This window comes from Brevundimonas vesicularis, from assembly GCF_900445985.1.
Lineage (GTDB): Bacteria > Pseudomonadota > Alphaproteobacteria > Caulobacterales > Caulobacteraceae > Brevundimonas > Brevundimonas vesicularis_D.
On sequence record NZ_UAQP01000005.1, the window covers coordinates 1,057,434 to 1,080,207 of the forward strand.

At 64.2% G+C, this 22,774-nt stretch carries 28 protein-coding genes and 4 tRNA genes; 9 read left to right on the forward strand and 23 right to left on the reverse strand.

What is annotated here, in order from left to right; genetic code table 11:
• Positions 1-48: 48 nt before the first annotated feature.
• Both DT343_RS05230 and DT343_RS05235 read right to left on the reverse strand, forming a co-directional pair.
• A complete protein-coding gene (locus tag DT343_RS05230) occupies positions 49-849 on the reverse strand; it encodes a DUF1365 domain-containing protein (protein WP_112862020.1) in 801 nt (266 codons plus the stop codon).
• A complete protein-coding gene (locus DT343_RS05235) occupies positions 846-2,183 on the reverse strand; it encodes an NAD(P)/FAD-dependent oxidoreductase (RefSeq protein WP_112862021.1) in 1,338 nt (445 codons plus the stop codon). The genes DT343_RS05230 and DT343_RS05235 overlap by 4 nt, the downstream gene beginning before the upstream one ends.
• 79 nt (positions 2,184-2,262) lie before the next feature.
• On the opposite strand from DT343_RS05235, the gene DT343_RS05240 reads away from it, so the two are divergent.
• From DT343_RS05240 to DT343_RS05250, 3 genes are read left to right on the forward strand one after another with little or no spacing between them, the layout of a single operon-like run.
• Positions 2,263-2,928, forward strand: coding sequence for a sigma-70 family RNA polymerase sigma factor (locus tag DT343_RS05240; protein WP_258522504.1), 666 nt, complete (start codon positions 2,263-2,265; stop codon positions 2,926-2,928).
• Positions 2,925-3,563: a cadmium/peroxide/UV radiation responsive anti-sigma factor ChrR gene (gene chrR, locus DT343_RS05245; protein WP_112862022.1), complete on the forward strand. Its 639-nt coding sequence runs from the start codon at positions 2,925-2,927 to the stop codon at positions 3,561-3,563. Before DT343_RS05240 ends, chrR begins: the two co-directional genes overlap by 4 nt.
• A 50-nt stretch (positions 3,564-3,613) precedes the next feature.
• Positions 3,614-4,366 carry a DUF1295 domain-containing protein gene (locus DT343_RS05250; RefSeq protein WP_112862023.1) on the forward strand — a complete coding sequence of 251 codons (753 nt, stop codon included), beginning with the start codon at positions 3,614-3,616 and terminating at the stop codon, positions 4,364-4,366.
• A 7-nt stretch (positions 4,367-4,373) separates the two neighbouring features.
• On the opposite strand, the gene trhO is transcribed toward DT343_RS05250, so the two are convergent.
• The 9 genes from trhO to DT343_RS05295 all read right to left on the reverse strand — a co-directional run bounded on the left by trhO (position 4,374) and on the right by DT343_RS05295 (position 9,672).
• Positions 4,374-5,330 (reverse strand): oxygen-dependent tRNA uridine(34) hydroxylase TrhO, encoded by a 957-nt coding sequence (gene trhO, locus DT343_RS05255; protein ID WP_112862024.1) that lies wholly within the window; start codon positions 5,328-5,330, stop codon positions 4,374-4,376.
• Positions 5,331-5,357: 27 nt separating this feature from the next.
• Positions 5,358-5,434, reverse strand: a tRNA-Arg gene (locus tag DT343_RS05260).
• 19 nt (positions 5,435-5,453) lie between these two features.
• Complete coding sequence (locus tag DT343_RS05265) at positions 5,454-5,759, reverse strand: ETC complex I subunit (RefSeq protein WP_039245189.1); 306 nt, start codon at positions 5,757-5,759, stop codon at positions 5,454-5,456.
• A 77-nt stretch (positions 5,760-5,836) separates the two neighbouring features.
• Positions 5,837-5,913 (reverse strand) — tRNA-Pro (locus DT343_RS05270).
• A gap of 45 nt (positions 5,914-5,958) precedes the next feature.
• On the reverse strand, positions 5,959-6,438 hold the full coding sequence (locus DT343_RS05275) for a DUF192 domain-containing protein (protein WP_181669123.1): 480 nt from the start codon (positions 6,436-6,438) through the stop codon (positions 5,959-5,961).
• 21 nt (positions 6,439-6,459) lie between these two features.
• Positions 6,460-6,999 (reverse strand): cold-shock protein, encoded by a 540-nt coding sequence (locus DT343_RS05280; protein WP_045811719.1) that lies wholly within the window; start codon positions 6,997-6,999, stop codon positions 6,460-6,462.
• 219 nt (positions 7,000-7,218) lie between these two features.
• Positions 7,219-7,293 (reverse strand) — tRNA-Glu (locus DT343_RS05285).
• Positions 7,294-7,371: 78 nt separating this feature from the next.
• The gene (gene recJ, locus DT343_RS05290; protein WP_112862025.1) at positions 7,372-9,183 is read right to left on the reverse strand and encodes a single-stranded-DNA-specific exonuclease RecJ; all 1,812 of its coding nucleotides are present in this window, start codon (positions 9,181-9,183) and stop codon (positions 7,372-7,374) included.
• Positions 9,184-9,222: 39 nt separating this feature from the next.
• Positions 9,223-9,672: a hypothetical protein gene (locus DT343_RS05295; RefSeq protein WP_091746862.1), complete on the reverse strand. Its 450-nt coding sequence runs from the start codon at positions 9,670-9,672 to the stop codon at positions 9,223-9,225.
• Positions 9,673-9,756: 84 nt separating this feature from the next.
• On the opposite strand from DT343_RS05295, the gene phaC reads away from it, so the two are divergent.
• The gene (phaC, locus tag DT343_RS05300; RefSeq protein WP_112862026.1) at positions 9,757-11,697 is read left to right on the forward strand and encodes a class I poly(R)-hydroxyalkanoic acid synthase; all 1,941 of its coding nucleotides are present in this window, start codon (positions 9,757-9,759) and stop codon (positions 11,695-11,697) included.
• Positions 11,694-12,071 (forward strand): hypothetical protein, encoded by a 378-nt coding sequence (locus DT343_RS05305; protein WP_112862027.1) that lies wholly within the window; start codon positions 11,694-11,696, stop codon positions 12,069-12,071. Before phaC ends, DT343_RS05305 begins: the two co-directional genes overlap by 4 nt.
• Here the strand turns inward: DT343_RS05305 and msrB are convergent.
• The 4 genes from msrB to rplM form a co-directional block, all read right to left on the reverse strand.
• Complete coding sequence (gene msrB / locus DT343_RS05310) at positions 12,068-12,571, reverse strand: peptide-methionine (R)-S-oxide reductase MsrB (protein ID WP_112862028.1); 504 nt, start codon at positions 12,569-12,571, stop codon at positions 12,068-12,070. The genes DT343_RS05305 and msrB overlap by 4 nt on opposite strands.
• Positions 12,572-12,610: 39 nt before the next feature.
• Positions 12,611-13,561 carry an N-acetyl-gamma-glutamyl-phosphate reductase gene (gene argC / locus DT343_RS05315; protein ID WP_112862029.1) on the reverse strand — a complete coding sequence of 317 codons (951 nt, stop codon included), beginning with the start codon at positions 13,559-13,561 and terminating at the stop codon, positions 12,611-12,613.
• Positions 13,562-13,662: 101 nt separating this feature from the next.
• Positions 13,663-14,157, reverse strand: coding sequence for a 30S ribosomal protein S9 (gene rpsI / locus DT343_RS05320; RefSeq protein ID WP_112862030.1), 495 nt, complete (start codon positions 14,155-14,157; stop codon positions 13,663-13,665).
• Between the two features lie 2 nt (positions 14,158-14,159).
• Positions 14,160-14,636, reverse strand: a complete 477-nt coding sequence (gene rplM, locus DT343_RS05325) for a 50S ribosomal protein L13 (protein WP_017503897.1) — start codon at positions 14,634-14,636, stop codon at positions 14,160-14,162.
• 261 nt (positions 14,637-14,897) lie between these two features.
• On the opposite strand from rplM, the gene DT343_RS05330 reads away from it, so the two are divergent.
• Complete coding sequence (locus tag DT343_RS05330; RefSeq protein ID WP_112862578.1) at positions 14,898-16,283, forward strand: alkaline phosphatase PhoX; 1,386 nt, start codon at positions 14,898-14,900, stop codon at positions 16,281-16,283.
• Here the strand turns inward: DT343_RS05330 and DT343_RS05335 are convergent.
• Positions 16,252-17,352, reverse strand: coding sequence for a COX15/CtaA family protein (locus DT343_RS05335; RefSeq protein WP_112862031.1), 1,101 nt, complete (start codon positions 17,350-17,352; stop codon positions 16,252-16,254). The two genes, DT343_RS05330 and DT343_RS05335, sit on opposite strands and share 32 nt — an antisense overlap.
• Before the next feature lie 134 nt (positions 17,353-17,486).
• Here DT343_RS05335 and DT343_RS05340 point away from each other — a divergent pair, with 134 nt between their 5' ends.
• Both DT343_RS05340 and DT343_RS05345 read left to right on the forward strand, forming a co-directional pair.
• Positions 17,487-17,738 (forward strand): hypothetical protein, encoded by a 252-nt coding sequence (locus DT343_RS05340; protein ID WP_017503900.1) that lies wholly within the window; start codon positions 17,487-17,489, stop codon positions 17,736-17,738.
• Positions 17,738-17,932 (forward strand): DUF2842 domain-containing protein, encoded by a 195-nt coding sequence (locus tag DT343_RS05345; RefSeq protein WP_017503901.1) that lies wholly within the window; start codon positions 17,738-17,740, stop codon positions 17,930-17,932. The genes DT343_RS05340 and DT343_RS05345 overlap by 1 nt, the downstream gene beginning before the upstream one ends.
• A 77-nt stretch (positions 17,933-18,009) precedes the next feature.
• Here DT343_RS05345 and DT343_RS05350 read toward each other — a convergent pair.
• From DT343_RS05350 to DT343_RS05380, 7 genes are all read right to left on the reverse strand, one after another.
• Positions 18,010-18,086: transfer RNA gene (locus DT343_RS05350), tRNA-Pro, on the reverse strand.
• Between the two features lie 59 nt (positions 18,087-18,145).
• The gene (locus DT343_RS05355; RefSeq protein WP_112862579.1) at positions 18,146-18,553 is read right to left on the reverse strand and encodes a MerR family transcriptional regulator; all 408 of its coding nucleotides are present in this window, start codon (positions 18,551-18,553) and stop codon (positions 18,146-18,148) included.
• 5 nt (positions 18,554-18,558) lie between these two features.
• A complete protein-coding gene (locus DT343_RS05360) occupies positions 18,559-18,867 on the reverse strand; it encodes an integration host factor subunit alpha (protein ID WP_026108237.1) in 309 nt (102 codons plus the stop codon).
• A 77-nt stretch (positions 18,868-18,944) separates the two neighbouring features.
• The gene (locus DT343_RS05365; RefSeq protein ID WP_112862032.1) at positions 18,945-19,922 is read right to left on the reverse strand and encodes a beta-ketoacyl-ACP synthase III; all 978 of its coding nucleotides are present in this window, start codon (positions 19,920-19,922) and stop codon (positions 18,945-18,947) included.
• Positions 19,919-20,962 (reverse strand): phosphate acyltransferase PlsX, encoded by a 1,044-nt coding sequence (gene plsX, locus DT343_RS05370; protein ID WP_439897220.1) that lies wholly within the window; start codon positions 20,960-20,962, stop codon positions 19,919-19,921. The genes DT343_RS05365 and plsX overlap by 4 nt, the downstream gene beginning before the upstream one ends.
• A gap of 139 nt (positions 20,963-21,101) precedes the next feature.
• Positions 21,102-21,620, reverse strand: coding sequence for a YceD family protein (locus tag DT343_RS05375; RefSeq protein ID WP_112862034.1), 519 nt, complete (start codon positions 21,618-21,620; stop codon positions 21,102-21,104).
• Positions 21,621-21,625: 5 nt separating this feature from the next.
• Positions 21,626-22,150, reverse strand: coding sequence for a ubiquinol-cytochrome C chaperone family protein (locus tag DT343_RS05380; RefSeq protein ID WP_112862035.1), 525 nt, complete (start codon positions 22,148-22,150; stop codon positions 21,626-21,628).
• A gap of 91 nt (positions 22,151-22,241) precedes the next feature.
• Here DT343_RS05380 and DT343_RS05385 point away from each other — a divergent pair, with 91 nt between their 5' ends.
• Entirely contained in the window at positions 22,242-22,721 is a 480-nt protein-coding gene (locus DT343_RS05385; RefSeq protein WP_112862036.1) for an outer membrane protein assembly factor BamE, read from the forward strand.
• Positions 22,722-22,774 lie beyond the last annotated feature (53 nt).

The following is a 22,774-nucleotide window of genomic DNA, read 5'->3' on the forward strand; positions in this document are numbered from 1 at the left end:
GTGTCCCCTTCGCATAATATATCTTAGGCGATAGCGCGATCTAGTTGTTCAGCGTCGCAGACGGCGCTCTTGAACTTGGCTTTGAATGGTCAATGGCACGTCTGCCGGTTTGGGCTGTCGTGTCAGACCGACGCCTTTGAGCCACAGCTTCAGGGCTTCCCAATGGATCGCCACGACCACCTTGAACGTCATCAATGGTATCGCCGCCGTCGCGGCGGCGATGTTGCGATCCTCCAACCGTTCCCGCTTCGCCGCCATAGCGGCCGTGATCAGCACGCCCTCGGCGTCCAGCCCATCAATGGTCATGTCGAGGCGGTCGCCCGGCGTATGGCCACGAAACTGGTAATCCATTTCCATGCCCATGAATGGCGACACATAGAGCGCCTTGGCTGCGCCCTGGCGAATGACGCCCGCAGCCTGATCTTCGATCGCGATCGGAATGACATAGGCGTGGCGGATGCCGAAGGTGCTGGTCACCTCGTACACCATGGCGGCCAACCGTCCGTCGGGCCAATGGCAATAGTAAACGCTGATTGGGTTGAAGACGTAGCCGAGGACGCGCGGCATGGTTAACAGCCGGACAGGGCCACCCTCAAGATCGATGCCGGCTTGAGCCATCCACGCATCCACCTGAGGACGCAGCGCACCAGAACCGTCTCCGTAATCCTTGTCGTGGAAAGACAAGAGATTGAACCGATTGCGCGAAAACAGGCGCAGGCGCGCGTCCACATCATCAATTTCCGACAGGTCGAGCAGAAGCCAGAAGACGCGATAGTTCAGCCTATGGGTCTTGGGGCGAAGGCGTCGGTGCATGACCCGGCCGCGATAAAGGGCCGAGCTGGGTGTCACGCGGCACGTTCCAGCTGCGCGCCCATCGGCGTCGTCAAATGAATGCGCCCGCTTTCGTTGGCGACGGACCAAGGGCGACGCACGCCGCCAAGCTGCTCCGCAACGGCAAGGCCCGACTGCAAGCCGTCCTCGTGGAAGCCTGCGCCGAAGTGGGCCCCGCAGAACCAGACGCCCCCCTGCCCTTGCAGGCTCCACAACTGCTTTTGAGCCCGTATGGCCGCGGGATCGAAGATGGGATGCTCATACAGTTCGCTTCGCAAAATCGTGTCGGCGCGCGGCGGACGCGGCGGATTAAGCGTGACGAACAGGTCGTCGCCCGGCAGGCCTTGCAGGCGGTTCATCCAATAGGTGACGCAGAGGCCGTCATCTGCTCCGATGTAGTTCCAGCTGGCCCAGGCGCGACGGCGATGCGGCATCAGCCCGGCGTCGGTATGCAGGACGGTCAGATTTCGGCTGTAACGGAAGGCGCCGAGCAGCGCCTTCTCGCGCGCCGTTGGTTCGGCCAGTATCGCCAGAGCCTGGTCGGCGTGGGACCCGATCACGACCTGGTCGTAGCACTCGACCCCGCCTTGGCTGTCGTGAACGAAGACGCCCTGGTCGCTACGCCGCACGGAAGTGACGCCGTGGTCCAAACGAATGTCTTGGATCGCGCGGGCGAGATGTTCGACATAGACGCGGCTGCCACCCTCGACGGTGCGCCACAGCGGCCGCCCCACCAGTTTCAGCAGGCCGTGATTGCCGCAGAAACGGATGAAGGACTCGGCCGGATAGTCCATCAGCGTGTGCGCTGGCGATGACCAGATCGCGGCGGCCATGGGCAGCAGGTGATCGTCGCGGAACGCCTCGCTGAACCCTTCCCGCTTCAGATAGTCGCCGAGCGTCAGCGAGGAATCCGACATCGCAGCCAAATCCTTAGGCGCATCGCGATAAAAGCGCAGGATTTCGCTCAACATCGACCAGAAGCGAGGGCGCAGGGCATTGCGCCTCTGAGCAAACAAGCCTGGCGCGGCATATTCGAACTGTCCGTCATCCAGCGAGACAGCGAACGACATGTCCGTCACGCGTGTCGCGATCCCCAAATGCTCGAACAGGGCGATCAGATTGGGGTAGGTCGCGTCATTGAAGCAGATGAAGCCGGTGTCGACCGCGATGTCGCCGGAAGGCACGCTGGCCATCACCGTATTGGAATGCCCGCCCAATCGGTCGCCCTTTTCGTAAAGCGTCACGTCATGACGTTTCGACAGAAGCCAGGCCGAAGACAGGGCGGCGACGCCAGATCCGACCACAGCGATCTTTTGACGTTCGGCAGAGGGCGTCGCAGACGACAGGGGCATGAAAACTCCGAAAGATACGCCGCCGCGCAATCGCTAGGGCATGAACGGATTACGGGTCACCGTCATGTTCGGATCGCGATTGATCCAGACATTTCCGCTGAGCGTATTAGTGTTCATGCATGCCGAGCCGTCGTCCTTCGCATCAACGCCATGTCGGTCCAACCGCGTGAAGGCGCTCGACAGCTTGCCTGATCCGCTGCTGCACGATCGGCTGATCGAACAGATCGCCCTGAGGCGCGATCGTGACGCCTTCGCTGCGCTCTTCGCCTATTTCGCACCGCGGCTGAAGGCCTGGCTGATCAAGTCGGGCGCGACGCCCGGAGCGGCCGAGGACTTTGCGCAGGACGCCATGCTGACCGTGTGGCGCAAGGCCGATCTGTTTGATTCGTCCAAGGCGCGCGCCGCCACGTGGATTTTCACCATCGCTCGGAACCGTCGGCTGGACATGCTGCGGCGTGACGCGCGCCCCTTGCCGACGCCTGAAATCGAGTTGGCGGGTGACGACGTCCGCCGGCCCGATGAACTGCTGTCGATGTCGCAAGACGCGGACCGCGTGCGCGACGCCCTGGCGCGGCTCAGCGCCGACCATGTCGAGGTCCTGCGTTTGGCCTTCTTCATGGACAACTCTCATTCCGAGATCGCCAAACATCTCGGCCTGCCGCTCGGCACCGTCAAATCCCGTATTCGTAACGCCATGACCAAGCTTCGTCTGATCCTCGCGCCGTCCGAGGAGGCTGCGCGATGAAACCTCAGCGCAATCCCTCCGAGGAACGTTTGCTGGCCTATGCGGCCGGCACGCTCAGTCCGCCCGAGGCTGTGGTGATGGCGGCGCATCTGGCGATGCGGCCGGCCAATGACGCCTGGGTGCGCGACCTGCAATCCGTCGGCGGCGAGTTCTTGAACGAGACGCTCCCCTCCCCTTTGTCGAATGATGCGCTCGCCTTGGCGATGGCGCGGATTGAGACGGATACGGGCAAAGCCAACCACAGCGCGCCGTTGAACGACATGCCCGAACTGCCCGAGCCGTTGCGACGCTATGGGCTGGGTCCATGGCGCTGGGTCGGGCCCGGCATGCGCGTGCGCGATGTCCATGCGCCGCGGGATGGGGATTGCCGTGTCATTCTTCTGAAGATCGAATCGGGTCGTGAGACGCCAAAACACACGCATGGTGGCGTCGAGTTGACCTGCGTCATCTCCGGCGCCTATGCGACCGAAACCGAGCGGTTCGATGTGGGGGATTTCGAAGAGGCGGATCCGGAGGTGCTGCACCAACCCCGTGTAGTGTCGGACGAGCCGTGCCTGTGCGTCGTTGCGCTTGATGGTCAGATTCAGCTGGATGGATGGGTCGGCAAGCTGATCCAACCCTTCGTTCGCCTGTGACCGCTCTTGCGACCATTTGGGGTGTCGCCGCCCTGTTTCTCGTTGGCGTTATGTCTACGGCCTGGCTGGTTCAGAAACGAACGGACCAAGGCGGTTGGGCGGACGCCTTCTGGTCGCTTGGACTGGGAGCGGCTGGCGTCGGCGTCGCACTCTTCCCGATCGACGGCGCCGCTCCGTCGTTGCGCCAGTATCTTGCGGCGCTTCTGATTGGGCTGTGGGGCTTGCGGCTGGGGTCCCACATCGCTGTTCGCGCCGCCCACGAGGAGCGCGAAGACGCTCGCTACGCGCGTCTGCGAGAGGACTGGGGCGCCGGTTTTCAGGTTAAGATGTTCGGCTTCCTGATGCTGCAAGCCGGAGCCGCAGCATTCCTGGGGCTCAGCGTGATGGCGGCGGCGCGCAATCCGGCGCCCGGCCTGACGCTTCAGGATGCCGTAGCGACACTGATCTTTGTCGGAGCCCTGGTTGGAGAAGCCGTTTCGGATCGCCAGCTGGCGGCCTTCAAACGCAACCCGGCCAACAAGGGTGGAATCTGCGATGTCGGTCTGTGGGCCTGGTCACGCCACCCGAACTATTTCTTCGAATGGGTTAGTTGGTGCGCCTGGCCTGTGTTCGCCATCAATCTGAGCGGTGAATGGCCCTGGGGTTGGCTGGCGCTGACAGGGCCAGCCTATATGTACTGGCTTCTGACCCAGGTGTCCGGCGTGCCCTTGCTGGAAGAGCATATGCGACAGTCGCGACCCAAGGCGTTCGAGGCCTATGCCGCCCGCACCAGCGCTTTCTTCCCTCGCGCGCCCCGGCGATGAGGCGATCCTAGTCTTTCTGAACTGATCCCAGATGCGTCTCGCCGCGTTCGCGGGCCATCTCCATCTGCCTGTGACGCTCGGCATATCGCTGCCGCTGGACCTCGTCGCGGACGTCGTGACAGCGCTCGCAGCATACGCCTTCGACATAGTGAGGCGAAGCACGACCCGCCTCGTCCACTGGCAGACGACATGCCCGGCACAAGGTATGAGGACCTTGGCTTAGGCCGTGCCCGACCGAGACGCGTTCGTCGAAAACGAAACACGACCCACGCCATAGGCTCTGATCCTCATCCACCGTCTCAAGATAACGAAGGATGCCGCCCTCCAGATGGTGGACGTTCTCCACACCCTCAGCCTTCAGGAAGGCCGTCGATTTCTCACAACGAATGCCGCCGGTGCAGTACATGGCCACGCGCTTGGCGCCGGTCTGCTCAATCAGGGCGCGACCTTCGCTCCGGAACCAGTCGGGAAAATCGCGAAAGCTGCGGGTATTGGGTTGGACGGCCCGTTCGAACGCGCCGATCTCGCCCTCGTAGTCGTTGCGCGTATCGATCACCAAGGTCTCGGGATCGGCGATCAGCGCGTTCCAGTCCGTGGGCGCAACGTAGACGCCCGCCTGGGTCGCAGGGTCCAGATCCGGCTGTCCCATGGTGACGATCTCGCGTTTGACGCGCACCTTCATCCGGTGGAAAGGCAGGGCGTCGGTCCAGGCGTATTTGAGTTCCAGCGTCTCGAAGCCTGGCATGGCGTGGATCGTGGACAACACCGCTGCGATGGCTGTTTCCGATCCGGCGATGGTGCCGTTAAGACCCTCCGGCGCGACGAGCAGTGTCCCCCTCACCTGCCCAGCGTCGCAGATCGCCTGAAGCGTCTCGCGTACGGCTTCGGGGTTAGCCACCGGCGCGAACCGGTAGAGCGCGGCGACGCGGACGGCTTGATCGGACGAGGTCTGATGGTGGGTCATGGATCAGCCCCTCGAAGGCGCCGGAGATGGCGCGCCCAGCAGGACTCGAACCTGCAACATCCCGCTTAGAAGGCGGGTGCTCTATCCGGTTGAGCTATGGGCGCTCTGGCAAGACGTCAGGCGTCAGTGCGTCCAGGACTGTTTGCGGTTGGTGGCGAAATTGTCGGCATAGGCCTTGATGATCACCGGCGGATCGTTCGGCTCGTGCAGACGGAAGGCGATGCCGTGACGCTCGGCATATTCAATCGCCTCTTCCTTCGATTCGAAACTCAGACGGACCTGGCCGTTCATGTCGGTGGAGCTGGTCCAGCCCATCAGCGGATCGATGGTGCGCGCCGAAGCGGGTTCGAATTCCAGCCGCCAGTCGCGGCTCTTGGCCTTGCCCGACTGCATCGCAGTTTTGGCCGGGCGGTAGATGCGAGCCAACATGGCGAAATCCTCAGTGACGGCGGGGTCTGTGACCCTGCCATAACGCGCGCTGGACATATGATCCAGCGGCCTTCCGTTGGTCGGGGCGAGAGGATTCGAACCTCCGACCCTCTGGTCCCAAACCAGATGCGCTACCAGGCTGCGCTACACCCCGGACCGAACGGAGCGCTCTATTGGCACTTCGCGACGCGATCCGCAATCAAGGCTTGAAATAAGGATGTAAAACTTTGTCGCCGGGCTTGGCGTTGATTTCGGCCGCCCGCCCTGCCCGCAGTTCCAAGACGCCGTTGGCGGCGCCATTGGAAGGGATCGGCGCCTCGGAGAAGGGCGTGGCGTGCGAAGCGATCGAGACGATCCGGCCCTGCTGATCGATATAAAGGATGTCCAGCGAACTGGGCGTGTTGCGCATCCAGAAGCTTTGCTCGCGCGGCGCTTCGCCCGGCCACTGGAACAGCATGCCGCGGTCGGCTTCGAGCGGCGGACGGAACATCAGTCCGCGTTGACGTTCGGGCTCTTCGTCGGCGATTTCGACCCAGAACTGATGCTCGCCCGACGTGGTCACGACAGCCAACTTCTGCAGCGGCTCGCCATTGGGGCCGACCGGCGCCTTGGCCGCGCATCCGGCGAGCGCGAGCATAAGAAGCCCCGCCATCGCAAAACGTCTCGTCGCCTTGATCATACGCCTCTCCTGGGCGCTCGATCAGTCGCCCGTTCTGATGTCTGCCACCACCAGACCTTTGGGTCCGTTGGCGAATCGCACCCGCACCGCATCGCCAGGAATCAGATCATCCAGGCCGCAACGACGCAGGGTTTCGATGTGGACGAAGATATCGCCCGGCTCACGATCACGCACGACGAATCCGTAGCCCTTTGTCCGATTGAACCATTTGACCAGGGCGGTCTCCAGCTGTTCGTCACTTTCGGCGACCGGGCGCGGCGGCGGCGAGGTCACGGGTCGACGCACGGCGGGCGTCGCTTCGCCCTCGCCCAGGTCATGGATCTCGATCGTCTGCCAACCCTTGGCGCGTTTGACGCAGTCGCAGGTGATGGTCGCACCTTCGTCGGCAGCATCACGGCCGAGATCCCGCAGGCTGCTGATATGCAGCAGGACATCTCTCGTTTCGGTCAGGGTCGGATCGTCAGGGACGATGAAACCGTAGCCCTTGACGGCGTCGAACCACTTCACGCGCCCAGTGACGCGAACGGTCTGCGCCGTTTCCGTCTCTCTAAAGTCAGACACTTAAAAACCCCCGCCCGCGCCTCCAGCGGACTCGTTTTATATTTAACACCGTTCCGCGAAATTTTGAAAAGCGGAAAATGCGCGTCTATGCAGAAGCTTGCGTTTGGGAGAGTGCAGACGCGCACCGCAGGCGCTGGCGAATGACCGCCAGTCTCTCGTGCTATCTGCGCTAGGCTGCTTGCCGGGAGCCTCAAAGGCTCAACCATAATACTGCCCGCGTGGCAGTCCCTAGGGGAGTCGAACCCCTCTTTTCAGGTTGAAAACCTGACGTCCTAACCGATAGACGAAGGGACCGCTGCGCGGGAGAGCCGGCGATATAGCCGCGCCCTCGGAGCGGTGCAAGCGTGGATTTTCAGTTTTTTGGAGCCGCCGTCAGATCATTCGAGGATCGGCGACATCCTCGATCTCGAACTGCACGCCCTTGCGCCCATTCCAGTCGTCAGCCTTCAGCCGGCCCACGATGCTCAGCCCGCCCTGCCCCGACAGCAAGGCTTGGCCCGTCGGCAGATCGGCGCAGCGCCAGGCGATGGCCTTGACCGACGCGCCATCTGGACCGACCAGCCGGCACCGCACATGACCGCCATTCATGGCGACGGGTTCGCGGGCTTGAACCCCGCTTAGGGCGAAGCTGGGTTCCGGGTTGGCAGGGCCGAATGGGGCCAGACGCTCGAACGATTCGAACAGATCGCGCGTCGCCGCCGCGGGCTCGATCAGGGCGTCGATCTCCAGCACGTCCTGTGCGACAGCTTCGACCCTTTCGGTAGCGAGGCTCTCGTTCAGGAAGGCGGTCAGCTCGGGCACGCGCGCACCGTCCATCGTCAGGCCTGCCGCCATGGCATGACCGCCGCCAGCGAGCAGGATCCCGCTCTCCCAGGCCGCCTGGATCGCGCGTCCCAGGTTCATGCCTGGCTGTGACCGGCCTGAGCCCTTCCCGAGACCGGTTACGGGATCGACGCCGATGACGATCACCGGCTTGCGCCAGCGCTCGCGCAAACGGCCGGCGACGATCCCGACGACGCCCGGATGCCAGTCCTCGCCCGCGACCACGATGACGGCGCTCTCGTCGGCATGGGCGCCTGTCGCCTCGCCTCGACGAACGGCGGCGTCGGTGACGGCTCGCTCGACATCGCGCCGTGACACGTTCAGGGCATCGAGCTCGATCGCCAGGGCCTCGGCCTCGGCCGGATCATCCGTCGACAACAACCGCGCGCCGAGGTCGGAGCGACCGATGCGCCCTCCCGCATTGATCCGCGGTCCCAGGATGAAACCGGCATGATTGCTCTTGGCCGGTCCAAGTTCGGCGCCGGCCGCCGCCAGCAGCGCGCGCAGACCCGGATTACGCCAGTCGCTCATGACCTTTAGACCAAGGCCGGTCAGGGCGCGATTGAAGCCCGTCAGGCCGGTCACGTCGCAGATGGCGCCCAGGGCCGCCAGATCCAGCCACTGACGAATATCCGGCTCGGGCTTCTCGGCGAACAGGCCCCGCCGACGCCCCTCCCGGTTCAGCGCCGCCAGAAGCACGAACACGACGCCCGCCGCCGCCAGATTTCCCTGACCCGAGTTGCAGCCCGGCCGGTTCGGATTGACGACCGCCAGCGCCGTCGGCGGCTCGCTGCGCATCAAGTGGTGATCGATCACGACAACGTTCAGGGCGATGGCGGCCGCATGGGCTAGGGCTTCGTTCGCCGCAGCCCCGCAATCCACGGTAATGACCAGATCGGCGCCCGAAGCCTTCAGCGTGTCGAAGGCCTTGGCGCTGGGGCCGTAACCTTCGGTCATCCGGTCCGGAACATAGATCGAAAGCGTATGTCCCATCGCCCGGAACCAACGCACCAGCAGAGCCGCGCTGGAGGCGCCGTCCACGTCATAGTCGGCGAAGACATGGATGTTCGCCTTGGCCTGTAATGCGTTCAGGATCGCATCGGCGGCCGCATCCATGTCCATGAAGCTTGAGGGATCGGGAAACAGGGCGCGCAGGGTCGGGGTAAGGAAATCTTGGCCCTGGTCTGCGCGAACGCCCCGCGAGGCCAAGGCCCGGGCAAACGGTTCTTCCAGGTTCAGGGTCTGCATGTGCGCGCGCGTCGTGGCGGCATCGGCCGGACGTTGACGCCATGCGCGCCCAGACAGGGACCGAGACACGCCGAGGAATGCGTTCAAAGTCTTTGCGCCGCCGTCATCTGCCATGAGCGCATTATCGCGGGATTCTGCCTCCCACGCGACCGCTCATCGCGCCGGGCGACGGTCGAGCGGCGGCGGAGCCTTGGCCCTATCACGCAGGCTTTGAGCGAAGGCCTCGATATCCGCCTGGGTTCGGACGGCGTCGGGCGACACCGGAACGGCGTTCACGGCCGCGCGTGTTTCGGCGGCAAGCGCCTCGGCGTCGCCGAGCGTCCAGTCGATGCGTGCGATCTCGCTGGTCAGCGTCGCGCTGTCGCCTTGGAGACGCTGCACATTTGACGCGACCTGAGTGACCGGCGGCAGATCGGTCGGCGCTGCCGGAAAGTCTTCCCAGCGCGGATAGCGCCGATTGGCGTCGACCAGTTCCTGGATACGCGGCGCCAGCGGCGAGACAGCCTCCGTCTTGGAGGCGGATGCGCCGATACAGCCGCTCAATGGCGTCGCGATCGCGGCTGCGGCGATCAGGATCATCTTTTTCGAGTGCGACGCGTTCATTTCCTTGCTGGTCTTATGCCATCATCGCGATGCGCGGAAGGGCGGATGAACCACCCTCTGGCACAGGATGCGCGAAGGACGATCATGGCCAAGACTCCCAGAACGCCGACAGACGCCTCAGATCGCCCCGCACGCAAGGCCGGACGTCCGACGTCCGCCAAGCCCCGCCCGCCTCACCAGCCCAAATCGAAACCTGCCGAAACGCGGGAGGCCGCCGCCGAAGCCCATTCCGAACCGACTCTTGAGGCGACTGCAGCGACGCCCAACCAAGCCGAATTGATCGAAACCCTGTCGATGAATCTGGCCAAGGCGGCCATGATGGCCCAGAGCGCGATCGCCGAGGCGGCGCTGACCCAGGCCGATCGGCCGGCCGCCCTTTCCGCCGATCCCTTCAACGTCGCGCCGGCCATGACGTCGGTCATGACCAGCCTGGCCGCCCAGCCCGACAAAATGATTCAGGCCCAGGCCGACCTGTTTGGCCGCTATATGCAGCTCTGGTCATCGACGGCGCGTCAGGCGGCCGGCGAGGCGCCCGATCCCGCCCCGGTCGACAAGCGGTTCAAGGACCCGGCTTGGTCCGAAAACCCCATGTTCGACATGATGCGGCGATCCTATCTGCTGACGTCGGACTGGATGAACGGTCTGATCGCCGGGGTCGAGGACGTCGATCCGACGCTGAAACGTCGCGCCCAATTCTTTACCCGCCTGCTGACCGACGCCTTCTCGCCGTCCAACTTTTTGGCCTCCAACCCCGTCGCGCTGAAGGCCTTGGCGGAGACCAGCGGTGAATCGCTGGTGAAAGGTATGCAGAACTTCGCCGCCGACTTGGAACGTGGCGGCGGATCGCTGCGCATTAGCCAGGCCGACTACGGAAAGTTCGTCGTCGGCGAGAACGTGGCCACCGCGCCGGGCCAGGTCGTCTGGCGCGATGAGCTGTTCGAACTGATCCAGTACGCACCCTCGACTGAGAGTCAGCACGACATCCCGCTGCTGATCTTCCCGCCCTGGATCAACAAATTCTACATCATGGACCTGCAGCCGGCGAACTCGCTGATCCGCTGGCTGTCGGCTCAGGGCTTCACGGTCTTCGTCTGTTCCTGGGTCAATCCGGACAGGGATAAGGCCGGATTCGGCTTCGACGACTATCTGGACAAGGGCATCTATCGCGCGGTCGAGAAGACGCTGGAACAGGCTGGCACGAAGCAACTGAACGCCGTGGGCTATTGCATCGGCGGCACCCTGCTTGGCGCTGGCCTGGCGCACATGGCGGCCAAGGGCGACAAGCGCATCGCCGCCGCTACCTTCTTCGCCGCTCAACATGACTTCGCCGAGGCCGGCGACCTGCTTCTGTTCACCGACGAACACTGGATCGCCGAGATCGAGCGTCAGATGGATGCGGCGGGCGGCGTCCTGCCGGGCGCGGCCATGGCGGAAACGTTCAACGCCCTGCGGTCCAATGACCTGATCTGGTCCTTTTTCATTAGCAACTATCTGCTGGGGAAGGATCCGCCCGCCTTCGACCTGTTGTTCTGGAACGCCGATCAGACCCGCATGCCCAAGGCGCTGCATCTGGACTATCTGCGTCAGATGTATGGGGCCAACGCCCTGGCCAAGGGGCAGTTCGAGATCGGCGGCCTGACGGCGGACCTGTCGAAGGTCGAGATCCCGCTCTATTTTCAGGCCAGCCGAGAGGATCACATCGCGCCGATGAACTCGGTCTATCGATCCGCCAAACTGTTCGGCGGCAAGGATGTGACCTTCACCCTGGCCGGGTCAGGTCACATCGCCGGCGTCATCAACGCCCCCGCCGCAAAGAAGTATCAGCATTGGACCAACCCTGCCCTGCCCGCGACCTTGGCCGAATGGCAAGCTGACGCCGTCGAACATCCCGGCAGCTGGTGGGAGCATTGGTCGGCCTGGCTCGGCGCGCGTTCCGGCGCTCAAATCCCCGCCCGCAACCCCGCCAAGGGCCCGCTCAAGCCCATCGAGCCGGCGCCGGGCAGCTATGTGAAAGTGAAGTCTTGAACCGTCTCGAACCCAACGCCCTGCTCGCCGTCAGCACAGGCGTCGCCTTGATCCTGCTGATCATGACAGCCAGCCTGTTCGGAGAACCGGGCAACACGGTCAAATATGTGATCTCGGCCGTCATCTGCGCGGCCGCCTTCGTCCTGCTCAACGAACGGGTGGCGCGCGCGATGAAACGACCAGTCGCTCAGCCGCTGATCCACGTCAGCACGCCGGGCACCGCAGTGTGGGCCGGACTGTTTCCATTGATCGTCATCGCCATGGCCTGCGCGCCCGTTTTCTTCGCCGGTCACGACTATGGGCTGCTGGTGATCATCGCCTCGGTCATCTTCGGCCTGACCGTCGATTCAGCGGTCCGCGCCCGTCGCGCCTAGGCCGAGACGAACTTCAGCGCCACGCCGTTGTTGCAGTAGCGCAGCCCCGTCGGACGCGGACCGTCGTCGAAAACATGCCCCTGGTGTCCCAGGCAGCGGGCGCAATGATATTCGGTGCGCGGAATGCCGATGGCCAGGTCACGCTTCTTGCCGATATTGGCGGCGATGACGTCATAGAAGCTGGGCCAACCGGTGTGGGAATCGAATTTCCACTGTGATCGGAACAGCGGCAGATCGCAGCCCTTGCAGGCGAAGGTCCCGCGCGAATGCTGATCGTTCAACGGGCTGGAATAGGGACGCTCCGTCCCCTCGTGCCGCATCACGCGCCAGGAGGCGTCGCCCAAGCGTCGTCGCCAATCCGCATCGGACATCCGACGATAGGGCGAGGCTGCGTATTGCCCCTCCCCGGCTTCGGACGTCTCAGGCGAACAGGCGGACAGGGCGAGCGCGCCGGCGCCCATCAGAAGGCCCCGGCGATGCAGGATCAGGGACTGGGTCATGTCCCTGATACGACGAACGTCGCCGAATGGTTTCAGACCTCAGATCAGACCGGTCGCCTCATCCAGGCCCAGCATGATATTCAGGTTCTGCACCGCCGCGCCCGACGCGCCCTTACCCAGATTGTCGAGCAAAGCGACCAGCCGCGCCTGCTCGCCATTGCGATCGCCGAAGACATGCAAGCGCAGTCGGTTGGTGCCGTTCAGGCCTTCGGGCTCGATGCCGGTCATGGCCTCGGTCTCCTCCAGGTCGGCGACCTCTACGAACCGCTGGCCGTCATAGGCCTCGACCAGGGCGCCGTGCAGCCGTTCGACAGAGGGGGTTTCCGGCAGGGCCGCCAGATGCAGCGGAACCTCGACCAGCATGCCCTGGCGATAGTTGCCGACCGCCGGCGTGAACAGTACGTCTCGGCTCAGACCTGTGTGTTTGGTCATTTCGGGCACATGCTTGTGCCTCAGCGTCAGACCATAGGCGCGATAGGCGGTCGTGGCGCCCACGCCATCTTTTGGGGCGGCTTCGAACTCGGCGATCATGGCCTTGCCGCCGCCGGAATAGCCCGACACCGCATTGACCGTGACCGGATAGTTGGCGGGCACCAGACCCGCCTTCACCAGCGGCCTCACCAAAGCGATGAAGCCCGTGGGATAGCAGCCGGGGTTGGACACGAACTGAGAGCGCGCGATCAGCGCACGCTGCCCGGCATCCATTTCAGGAAAGCCATAGGCCCAACCCGGCGCGACCCGATAGGCGGTCGAGGCGTCGATCACCTTGACCGACGGGTTCTCGATCATGGACACGGCTTCCCGCGCCGCATCGTCGGGCAGACACAGGAGCACGGCGTCGGCGCCGTTCAAGGCCCCGCGCCGCGCCTCGATATCGCGACGATGATTGCCCAGCAGGATCAGCTCCAGATCCGGGCGTGCCTCCAAGCGCTCGCGGATTTCCAGCCCCGTGGTGCCGGCCTCGCCGTCGATGAAGATGGTGTAGGTCATCTGTCTCTCCCGTCCCTTCTCCGCTTAAGGTGCAAAGGCGCAAGAAAAAGGGCGCTCCGGGTCTCCCCGAAGCGCCCCAAATCCAAACCGCGTAAACGCGATTAGCGCTTCGAGAACTGGAAGCTGCGGCGAGCCTTGGCGCGGCCGTACTTCTTGCGCTCGACGACGCGGCTGTCGCGGGTCAGGAAGCCGTGCGGCTTCAGGACCTTGCGCAGTTCCGGTTCGAAGTGCGTCAGTGCGTGCGACAGGCCGTGGCGGATGGCGCCGGCCTGGCCCGACAGGCCCGAACCTTCGACGGTACAGATCACGTCATATTGCGTGGCGCGGTCCGAGACGGTCAGCGGCTGAGCGATCATCATGCGCAGCACGGGACGAGCGAAATACTGCTCCTGGTCCTTGCCGTTGATGGTGATCTTGCCGGTGCCGGGCTTCACCCAGACGCGAGCGATGGCGTTCTTGCGCTTGCCGGTCGAATAGGCGCGGCCCTGGGCGTCCAGCTTCTGGACATAGACGGGCGCGTCGTTCTCGACCGAAGAGCTCAGGCCCTTCAGGGCGTCGAAGCCGGTGACGGTTTCGGTGTTGGTCACGTCGGTCATGCTCAGACGCTCCGGGTGTTCTTGGGCGACGCCGACTTGAAGTCGATCGTTTCCGGTTGCTGGGCTTCGTGGTCGTGCGCGGCGCCGGCGAACAGGCGCAGGTGCGTCATCTGCTTGCGGGCCAAGGGGCTTTCCTTGGGCAGCATGCGCTCGACGGCCTTTTCAAGCACGCGCTCGGGGAAGCGGCCGCCCAGAACCTTCTCAGGCGTGGTCGACTTGACGCCGCCCGGGTGACCGGTGTGGCGATAGTAGATCTTGTCGGTGTTCTTCTTGCCGGTGAACACCACCTTGTCGACGTTGGTGACGACGACATAGTCGCCGCAATCGACGTGCGGGGTGTAATCGCCGCGGTGCTTGCCGCGCAGACGGTTGGCGATGAAGGTCGCAAGGCGGCCCACCACGACGCCTTCGGCGTCGATGTGGATCCACTTCTTCTCGACCTCGGCCGGCTTCAACGAAGCCGTAGTGCTCTTCAGCATGAGGGGGTTCCTGGAGACGAAAATCGGGTCCGGCCCCCGAGGGAACCGAATGAAGGCGCGCTGATACAGGAGACGATTGGTCGCGTCAACGCACACGACAACGCCGCATTCGCCTCAAAGTATTGTTGAAACACAGCTTTTCAAATACGGTATTAAAATACCCAGCGCAACTGGTGTGAGAAGCGTTACGGCGTAACACAAAACGTCATCAAACCATGATTATAGGCGGGCATCGCAACGGCGACAGCTTTGGAGCCCTTCATGATCCTTCATCGTCGTGGTCTGATCGCCACGGGCGCAGCCGCCGCCTTCTCGGGACTGGCGCGTCACGCCGCCGCTCAGACGGCGGGCGAAGAGACCTACGTCAACGAGGTCCATGGCTACGGACCTCTGCTGCGCGATCCCAATCGTCTGCTCGATCTGCCCGAAGGCTTTTCCTATCAGGTCGTCGCCCAGAGCGGCGACACGATGGACGACGGCCTGTTCGCTCCGGGGCAGCCCGACGGCATGGCCTGTTTCCCGCTTGAAGGGTCTCGCGTGGCCCTTGTCGTCAATCACGAGCTGAAGGGCTCCAGCGGCCTGCATCGCAACCTCGGCCCCGGCGGCCTGCGGGAGGAACGGCTTGACCTGTTGGACGCCAGCCGGGGCTACGACACCTACAACAATGGCCGCCCCCTGCCCGGTGGCTGCTCCACCATCATCTATGATCTGGCGACCCGCCAGATGGTCAGCCGGCATCTGACGCTGGCCGGCACTTCGACCAACTGCTGCGGCGGCCCGACGCCTTGGGGCAGTTGGCTGACCTGCGAGGAAACGCTGGAGACGCCGGCCGACGCCGATGTGACCAAGGCCCACGGGTGGGTCTTCGAAGTGCCGGCGACCGCGACTGCCCTGGTCGATCCCGTGCCGCTCAAGGCCATGGGCCGGTTCGATCACGAGGCCGTCTGCGTCGATCCCCGCACCGGCGTCGTCTATCTGACCGAAGACGACAACGCCGGCCTCTTCTATCGCTTCATTCCCAATGCGCCCGGCAAGCTGAGAGTGGGTGGCCGGCTGCAGGCTATGGCCTGGAAGGGCGCGCCCTCGGCCGACACCCGCAATCAGGACGCTCGCACCTGGTCTGTCGGCGATTGGAGGGAGATCGAATGGATTGATCTGGACGACGTCGAATCTCCCAATGGCGACCTGGCCAAGCGCGGTCATGCCGCCGGCGCGGCCTGGGTGGCGCGGGGCGAAGGCGTCTGGTGGGGCGAAGACGAACTGTATTTCACCGCAACGTCGGGCGGGCCAATTCGCCGCGGTCAGGTCATGCGGCTGGTTCCCGGTCTGAACGGCGCGGCGGACCGGCTGCAGTTGTTCGTGGAAAGCACGGACCCGAAGACGATGAACATGGCCGACAACATCACCGTCGCGCCCTGGGGACACCTGATCCTGTGCGAGGACAACTATTCCTCCGATGTGCGCAATCACCTGAAAGGCGTCACGCCAGAGGGCAAGGTCTATACGATCGGCCGCAACGTCTTCACCGGCAACTCCGAGTTCGCCGGCGCCTGCTTCTCGCCGGATGGCGAGGTGCTCTTCGTCAACATCATGTACCCCGGCATGACCCTGGCGATCAGAGGCCCATGGTCCTCGGTCCGGACATAAAGATGCGCGGCTGAGCCCGCAGCACCAGCCAAAGGTTCACGGTGGCCGTCGCCAGCACGATCGCGGCGCCCGCCTGGTGCAATACGCCAAGCCACACCGGAACCGCGTGCACCAGGGTCACGATCCCCAGCAGAGCCTGGAACCATATCACACCCGCAAGCGCAAAGGCGCCGAGCCCCATTCCCTCCGCTACGCGCCAGCGCCAGGCCTGGAAAGCATAGACGCTGACGGCGATCAGCAGACCATAGGCGACCAGTCGGTGATTGAACTGCGTCAGCGCCTGATCATGCAGAAAGGCGACCGCGCCCAGGCTCCAGTCGGCAGGCGGCAAAACGGCGCCGTTCATCAGCGGCCAGTCGGTATAGACCAGCCCCGCATGACCGCCCGCAACCAGGGCGCCCAGCAGACATTGCAGGAAGACGGCGCCCAGCAGCAGGCCGGCGCCCCTCGCCCAACCCGACGGCGGGCGACCATGATCTTCACCGTTCCAGGCCTCCAGCCCCGTCCAGATCAGGGCGGCGAACAGCACGAACGCCAGACCCAGATGTGTGGCCAGACGCTCCGGCGCGACGCTGACACGCTCGGACAGGCCGCTGGACACCATCCACCATCCGATCAGCCCCTGAAGGCCGCCCAAGGCCAGGAGCAGGACACAACGCCAGATCAGGCGGTTGGGCATCGCCCACTGGTGGAATACCGACCGGGCCGGCGCAAGACGGCACAGCAGGAAGACGATCAGCGGCAGGGCGAACACCATACCCACCAGACGCCCGATCAGGCGGTGCAGCCACTCCCACCAGAAGATGCCCCGGAACTCGCCCAGGCTCATGCCGGCGTTGACCTGCGCGTACTGCGGGATCTGCTTGTACTTCTCGAAGGCCTCGGCCCACTGCGCGTCGTTCAGAGGCGGAATGGCGCCCATGATGGGCTTCCACTCCGTGATCGACAGGCCAGAGCCCGTCAGCCGCGTGATGCCGCCGATCACCACCATCAGGAAGACGACGGCGGCCGTGGCGAAAAGCCATACGGCGACGGCGCGGTTACGATCTGGATTTCCGAAACGGTTCATTCGACGCCTGACACTGACCCGGATATGGTGTCGCGTCGAACGAAGACCAGACGCGACCGGTGCGGTATGCCCGCCCCAAGCGACAAGATCGAGTCGGATTGAGTTAACGGCGCTGTCGCCGCAGGAGATCAGGGTTGCAATACGCCGATATCGCCGCCGCCGTCGCAGGCGGCCTGCTGCTGGCCTGGATCGCGGACCTTCTGACGGGCCGGCGCGGCTTCGGCGGCACAAGCCTGGTGTCCGGGATCGGCTTGGCCTGCGGATGGTTTCTGGCGGTGCGGGTCTTCGCGGTCAGCACGATGGACAGCTGGGTCTGGGTGCCGTGGGCGCTCGTTGGATCTGGCATCTGTCTGGTCGCCTTCTTCCTGTTCCGGAACAAGCGCTGATGCCGCCGCGTCTGCGTCGCTTCGTCGCCGCGATCGGCGTGCTGCTCTTTCTCGTTTTCTGGGTGTGGGGCCTGATCGCCCTGCGCGGAATGCTGCCGCCGTCGCAGTGGATCGACTTCCTGTTCTTCGGTATCGGCGGGACCGCCTGGGGCCTGCCGCTCATCCCGTTGCTGCGATGGGCCGAGCGGGGCTGAGCGCCGAACCTGCCCCCAGATACGGCGATGGGGCCGCCCGCAAGGACGACCCCACCATCATCATTCTTTTTCAAGAATGGTCGGAGCGACAGGATTCGAACCTGCGACCCCTTGACCCCCAGTCAAGTGCGCTACCAGGCTGCGCCACGCTCCGAAGGCGCTCCCTATAGACGGGGGGACCGCTGTCCGCAAACGCTAAAACGACTTTTCCACCTACCGTGAAAGAACGGCGTCCAGACGGGCTTTGGCCTGCTCCAAATCGGCCAGAACCTGATGCAAGTTCGAGGTTTCGGCCCGCGTGACATCGGAAGTCGCCGCAGAGATCGTGACATCGCCGTCGTCGATCAGTGCGGCGGCCTCCGCGCCGATCAGCTTTTTCAGCCCCTGTTCCTTGTGCAGGCGCTGGACGCCGCGAATCGTCAGTCCATCGTCGTGCAGCAGGCGTTTGACCGCCTTCAGCACCGCGATGTCCTGAGGCCGATAAAAGCGCCGACCGCCGGCCCGTTTCACAGGCGTGACGAAATCGAACTTCGTTTCCCAGAACCGCAGGACATGCTGGGGCGCGCCGACCTCTTCGGCCGCTTCGGAAATGGTTCGGAAGGCGCCGGCGCTCTTGGCCACCGCGATCAAGCCTCGACGACGGCGTCGTGAACCCGGCTTTTCATGATCTGTGAGGCGCGGAAGCTGATGACCCGGCGCGGATTGATCGCCGCCGGTTCACCCGTCTTGGGATTACGGCCCATCCTTGCGCGCTTCTCACGCACCTGGAAGACGCCGAAGCCGGACAGTTTCACCGTCTCGCCGCGCTCGAGCGATTCGACGATCAGTTCCAGAGTGCGCTCGACCAGGCTCGAGCATTCCTGACGCGACAGGCCGACCTCTTCATGCACAGCTTCGCACAAATCGGCGCGCGTCACGGTCTGTTGGCCTGCCATTGTATCCCCGCTGTCCTGCGATCCGCTCGCATCCATAGGGGCGCAAAGCCCCCGAAAAATCAATGCCTCGATGTCGATTACAGCCGAAGCGCGCAGGCGCCCCAGGTCAGGCCGCCGCCCATGGCTTCAAGCAGCACCATATCGCCCTTCTTGATCCGTCCATCCTGGATCGCAGCATCCAGCGCCAGCGGGATCGAGGCGGCCGAGGTGTTGGCATGGGTGGCGACGGTGGAGATCACCTTGTTCTCATCCAGACCCAACCGGTCGCCGACGCCCTTGATGATTCGTTGATTGGCCTGGTGCGGCACGAACCAGTCGACATCCGCGATCTGGATGTTGGCGGCTGCGCAGGCGGCGGTGATGCCTTCTGCGATGTTCACGACGGCATGACGGAAGACCTGGTTTCCGGCCATCCGAAGATGGCCAACGGTCCCCGTCGTCGCCGGGCCGCCATCAACGTAGAGCAGATCGGTCTTGGATCCGTCAGCGCGCAAGGCAAAGCCCAGCATGCCCTGGTCGTCCGATGTCCCCTGCCCTTCGCGCGGTTCCAGCACCACGGCGCCGGCTCCGTCCCCGAACAGGACGCAGGTGGTCCGGTCGGTCCAGTCCATCAGCCGCGTCATCTCCTCGGCCCCGATCACCAGGGCGCATTTCGACAGACCGCGCGCCACGAAGCCGTCGGCGACGCTGAGCGCATAGACGAAACCTGAGCAGACGGCTTGAACGTCGAAAGCGATGCCGACCCCCGCGCCCAGCTTGGCCTGGACGATCGACGCGACCGCCGGGAAGGTCATGTCTGGCGTGGTCGTGGCCACGATAATCAGATCGACATCGGACGCCGTCTTGTCCGCGTCGGCGAGCGCCTTCTTGGCGGCCTCGACCGCCAGATCGCTGGTCGGCTGGTCGTCGCGCGCCTTGTGACGCTGCTTGATGCCGGTGCGCTCCTGGATCCATTCGTCAGAGGTATCGACGAACTTGGCCAGGTCGGCGTTGGTGACGATCTCGTCCGGCAGATAGGAGCCGACGCCGGTCACGGCGCTGCGGGTGACGGTCACTTGAGGGGTTCTCCCACGGCTGCGGCGGGCTTGGCGGCATGGTCGAACACCGCGTCCAGCTTACCCAGGTTATCCCCCACCTTGCTCATGTAATCGCTGCGGGCCAGATCGACAGCGATGCGGATCGCATTGCCGAACCCCTTGGCGTCGGCGCCGCCGTGGCTCTTCACCACGATACCGTTCAGGCCCAGCAGGGGCCCACCATTGATGGCGCTGGGGTCGATCTTTTGGCGCATCTTCTTCAACGCCGGCATGGCGATGACGGCGCCCAGCTTGGATTGCAGATTGGAGGTCAAAGCCTCTTTCAACAGGGCGGAAATATAGCGCGCCGTGCCTTCGGCGGTCTTCAGCGCGATATTGCCTGTGAAGCCGTCGGTCACCACCACGTCAACCGTGCCCTTGGCGATATCGTCGCCCTCGACGAAGCCGTGATAGTTCAGGTCGAACGGCCCGTCGCGCAGGATGGCGTGCGCCTCCTTGACCTGTTCGTTGCCCTTCATGTCTTCCGAACCGACGTTCAACAGGCCGATGGTCGGGCGGGCGATGCCGCGCACTGCGGACTGGAAGGCCTCACCCATGATGGCGAACTCGATCAGTTGCTCCGCATCGCTGCCGATGTTGGCGCCGACGTCCAGAACCGCCGTGTGGCCCTTGAAGGTTGGCCAACTGGCGACGATGGCCGGACGCTCAAGCCCGGGCGCAGACATCCGCAGAATCAGTTTCGAGATCGCCATCAGGGCGCCGGTGTTGCCGGCCGAGACGACGCCGCCGGCCTGACCCGTCTTCACCGCCTCGATGGCGTTCCACAGACTAGAGCCCTTACCGCGGCGCATAGCCTGGGCCGGCTTTTCGTCCATGGCCACGACCTTGTCGGTGTTGCGGATCTCGCAGATGTCCGCCGCCAGCCCGCAGCGCGCCAGTTCCGGCGCGATCTTGGCCTCGTCGCCATGCAGCAGGAAGCGAACCCCCTCGCCGTCATGGGTGCGGATATAGCTGCGGATGCCGGGAACGACGACGGAAGGCCCGTGATCGCCGCCCATGGCGTCAAGCGAGATCGTAACTGGGGCTGGCAAATGGACCTCTTGTGGCCGCGTCATCTTGTCGCGCGACGCTTGGCAGGATGCGCTGGACGATAGCGCCGACGCCGGGGGATGCAACCACCCGGCCCCTACGTCAACCTCAGCCTTGGTCGTCTTTGGACTTGAGCGCCTTCAGGGCCGCGAACGGAGAAATCTCCGCTGGCTCCTCAGGTTGCACGAACTCCGCGCCAGGCTTGCGCGGGAACGGATCGAGCGACAGCACCAACTGCTCGATAGCATACTGGCCCAAGTCGATCTTGCCGTCCTCGATCACGTCGGCGTCTTCCTCATCCAGCGTGACCTCGATCTCGTCGGTTTCCTCGGGTTTGGCTTCGACAAGCTGAAGGGAGAACCGGCGATCCACATCGACCGGCAGGGGTTCCAGCGTCAGGCCGCAGGTCTGCACCGCATGTGCGGTCACCCTGCCCTTCATCGTCCATTCGCTGGTCGACGGCGTCGGCTTGATCTCCATATCGACGACGAAATCGTCCAGACCCTGAAGATCAAGGCTGCGGGCGATTCGCTTGCGAGTGTCTGCATCCGGCTCCAGCCGGCGGCTCAGGCCCGCGCCGATCTGATTGACCCGCACCGTTTCGCTGTAGGGGAGCGTCGCGCTCATCTCTTTCAAACTTCCGACCAGGCCGGCGTCGCCAGCACCATGTTGAAATCCTGCGCCGCCAAGGCCGCGCGTGTCGTCAGCGCATAGCGCGCTAATGTGTCCGCATGGGGCGCTTGCGGATCCGCATAGACATTCTTCGCCATCGCCTCGGCCAGAGCCGCCGCATCGCCAGCGCGCAACGGCCGCTCATAGGCGTTCATCCGGCCGTACAGGGCCTCGCCCAGCTTGCGCATCTTCTTGCCGACGGCGACGTCTCCCACGCCTTCTTCGCGCAGGACGTGATCCAGCGCCGAGACATAGACGTCGAACACCGCCTGAGCCGCATCCTGGCCCTGAGCTGTGTTCTCATCGCGCAGTCGCAGCACCAGCAACAGCACATGCAGCGTGTAAAGTTCGAATCGCGCGTCGATGCGGTCTTCAACCGCCAGCCGCGTGTAGAAGGCCGGATTGCGGGCCTGGTTGACGGCCTTGGCGTAGAGATCGTCGCCGAGACGGACGCCGGATCGGGGTTTGAACAGGTTTTTCAGCATGGGTTCCAACGGCCCCTTTTCCGCCGCGCCGTTGAACTAGGACGCAGGTCCGTCTAGGTCAAAGACCTTGTTCTCTCGCAGGCGCCCGACAATGTCCCGTTTCGTCCCGCTTTTCGTCGCTGTTTCGCTGGCCGGCCTGTCCGCCGCCTGCGCCCCGACCATCGGCTCCAACGGCTTCCAGGCCATCGACGCCAAGCCGCAGGACGTGGTCGCCGGCACGGACACCAAGGAGACCGTCCTCGCCAAGCTGGGTTCGCCTTCGACCACTTCGACGTTCGAGCCGGATCAGGTCTGGTACTACATCAGCCAGACGACCGAGAAATACACCTACAACCTACCCAAGGTTTCGACGCGCACGGTGACCGAGATCACCTTCGTCCCGCAGGGCGATCGGGTGGCGTCGGTGCGGACTCTCGGCCTAACGGACGGCGAGCAGATCGCCATGAACCGCAACGAGACGCCGACGCGCGGCCGTGAGCTGACCGTTCTGGAACAACTGCTGGGCAACGTCGGTCGTGGCCAACTGCCCCGCACCGAGGACGACACCCCCGGCCAACGCCGCCCCGACTAAGGCGGCTCATCTCCCCAAACAAAGGCGCCCCGGAGATCGCTCTCCGGGGCGTT

Excerpts from the sequence above, each read along its gene's own strand:
- rpsI (WP_112862030.1), bottom strand. The coding sequence starts at position 14,157 with ATGACCGACGTGACCAACACCGAAACCGTCACCGGCTTCGACGCCCTG.
- trhO (WP_112862024.1), bottom strand. The coding sequence starts at position 5,330 with ATGACCCACCATCAGACCTCGTCCGATCAAGCCGTCCGCGTCGCCGCG.
- DT343_RS05345 (WP_017503901.1), top strand. The coding sequence starts at position 17,738 with ATGCCGCCGCGTCTGCGTCGCTTCGTCGCCGCGATCGGCGTGCTGCTC.
- argC (WP_112862029.1), bottom strand. The coding sequence starts at position 13,561 with ATGACCTACACCATCTTCATCGACGGCGAGGCCGGCACCACGGGGCTG.
- DT343_RS05375 (WP_112862034.1), bottom strand. The coding sequence starts at position 21,620 with ATGAGCGCGACGCTCCCCTACAGCGAAACGGTGCGGGTCAATCAGATC.
- DT343_RS05275 (WP_181669123.1), bottom strand. The coding sequence starts at position 6,438 with ATGATCAAGGCGACGAGACGTTTTGCGATGGCGGGGCTTCTTATGCTC.
- DT343_RS05295 (WP_091746862.1), bottom strand. The coding sequence starts at position 9,672 with ATGAACGCGTCGCACTCGAAAAAGATGATCCTGATCGCCGCAGCCGCG.
- recJ (WP_112862025.1), bottom strand. The coding sequence starts at position 9,183 with ATGGCAGATGACGGCGGCGCAAAGACTTTGAACGCATTCCTCGGCGTG.
- DT343_RS05380 (WP_112862035.1), bottom strand. The coding sequence starts at position 22,150 with ATGCTGAAAAACCTGTTCAAACCCCGATCCGGCGTCCGTCTCGGCGAC.
- DT343_RS05385 (WP_112862036.1), top strand. The coding sequence starts at position 22,242 with ATGTCCCGTTTCGTCCCGCTTTTCGTCGCTGTTTCGCTGGCCGGCCTG.
- DT343_RS05235 (WP_112862021.1), bottom strand. The coding sequence starts at position 2,183 with ATGCCCCTGTCGTCTGCGACGCCCTCTGCCGAACGTCAAAAGATCGCT.
- phaC (WP_112862026.1), top strand. The coding sequence starts at position 9,757 with ATGGCCAAGACTCCCAGAACGCCGACAGACGCCTCAGATCGCCCCGCA.
- DT343_RS05250 (WP_112862023.1), top strand. The coding sequence starts at position 3,614 with ATGTCTACGGCCTGGCTGGTTCAGAAACGAACGGACCAAGGCGGTTGG.
- chrR (WP_112862022.1), top strand. The coding sequence starts at position 2,925 with ATGAAACCTCAGCGCAATCCCTCCGAGGAACGTTTGCTGGCCTATGCG.
- DT343_RS05265 (WP_039245189.1), bottom strand. The coding sequence starts at position 5,759 with ATGTTGGCTCGCATCTACCGCCCGGCCAAAACTGCGATGCAGTCGGGC.
- DT343_RS05330 (WP_112862578.1), top strand. The coding sequence starts at position 14,898 with ATGATCCTTCATCGTCGTGGTCTGATCGCCACGGGCGCAGCCGCCGCC.
- DT343_RS05335 (WP_112862031.1), bottom strand. The coding sequence starts at position 17,352 with ATGAACCGTTTCGGAAATCCAGATCGTAACCGCGCCGTCGCCGTATGG.
- DT343_RS05360 (WP_026108237.1), bottom strand. The coding sequence starts at position 18,867 with ATGGCAGGCCAACAGACCGTGACGCGCGCCGATTTGTGCGAAGCTGTG.
- rplM (WP_017503897.1), bottom strand. The coding sequence starts at position 14,636 with ATGCTGAAGAGCACTACGGCTTCGTTGAAGCCGGCCGAGGTCGAGAAG.
- plsX (WP_439897220.1), bottom strand. The coding sequence starts at position 20,962 with ATGGGCGGCGATCACGGGCCTTCCGTCGTCGTTCCCGGCATCCGCAGC.
- msrB (WP_112862028.1), bottom strand. The coding sequence starts at position 12,571 with ATGACCCAGTCCCTGATCCTGCATCGCCGGGGCCTTCTGATGGGCGCC.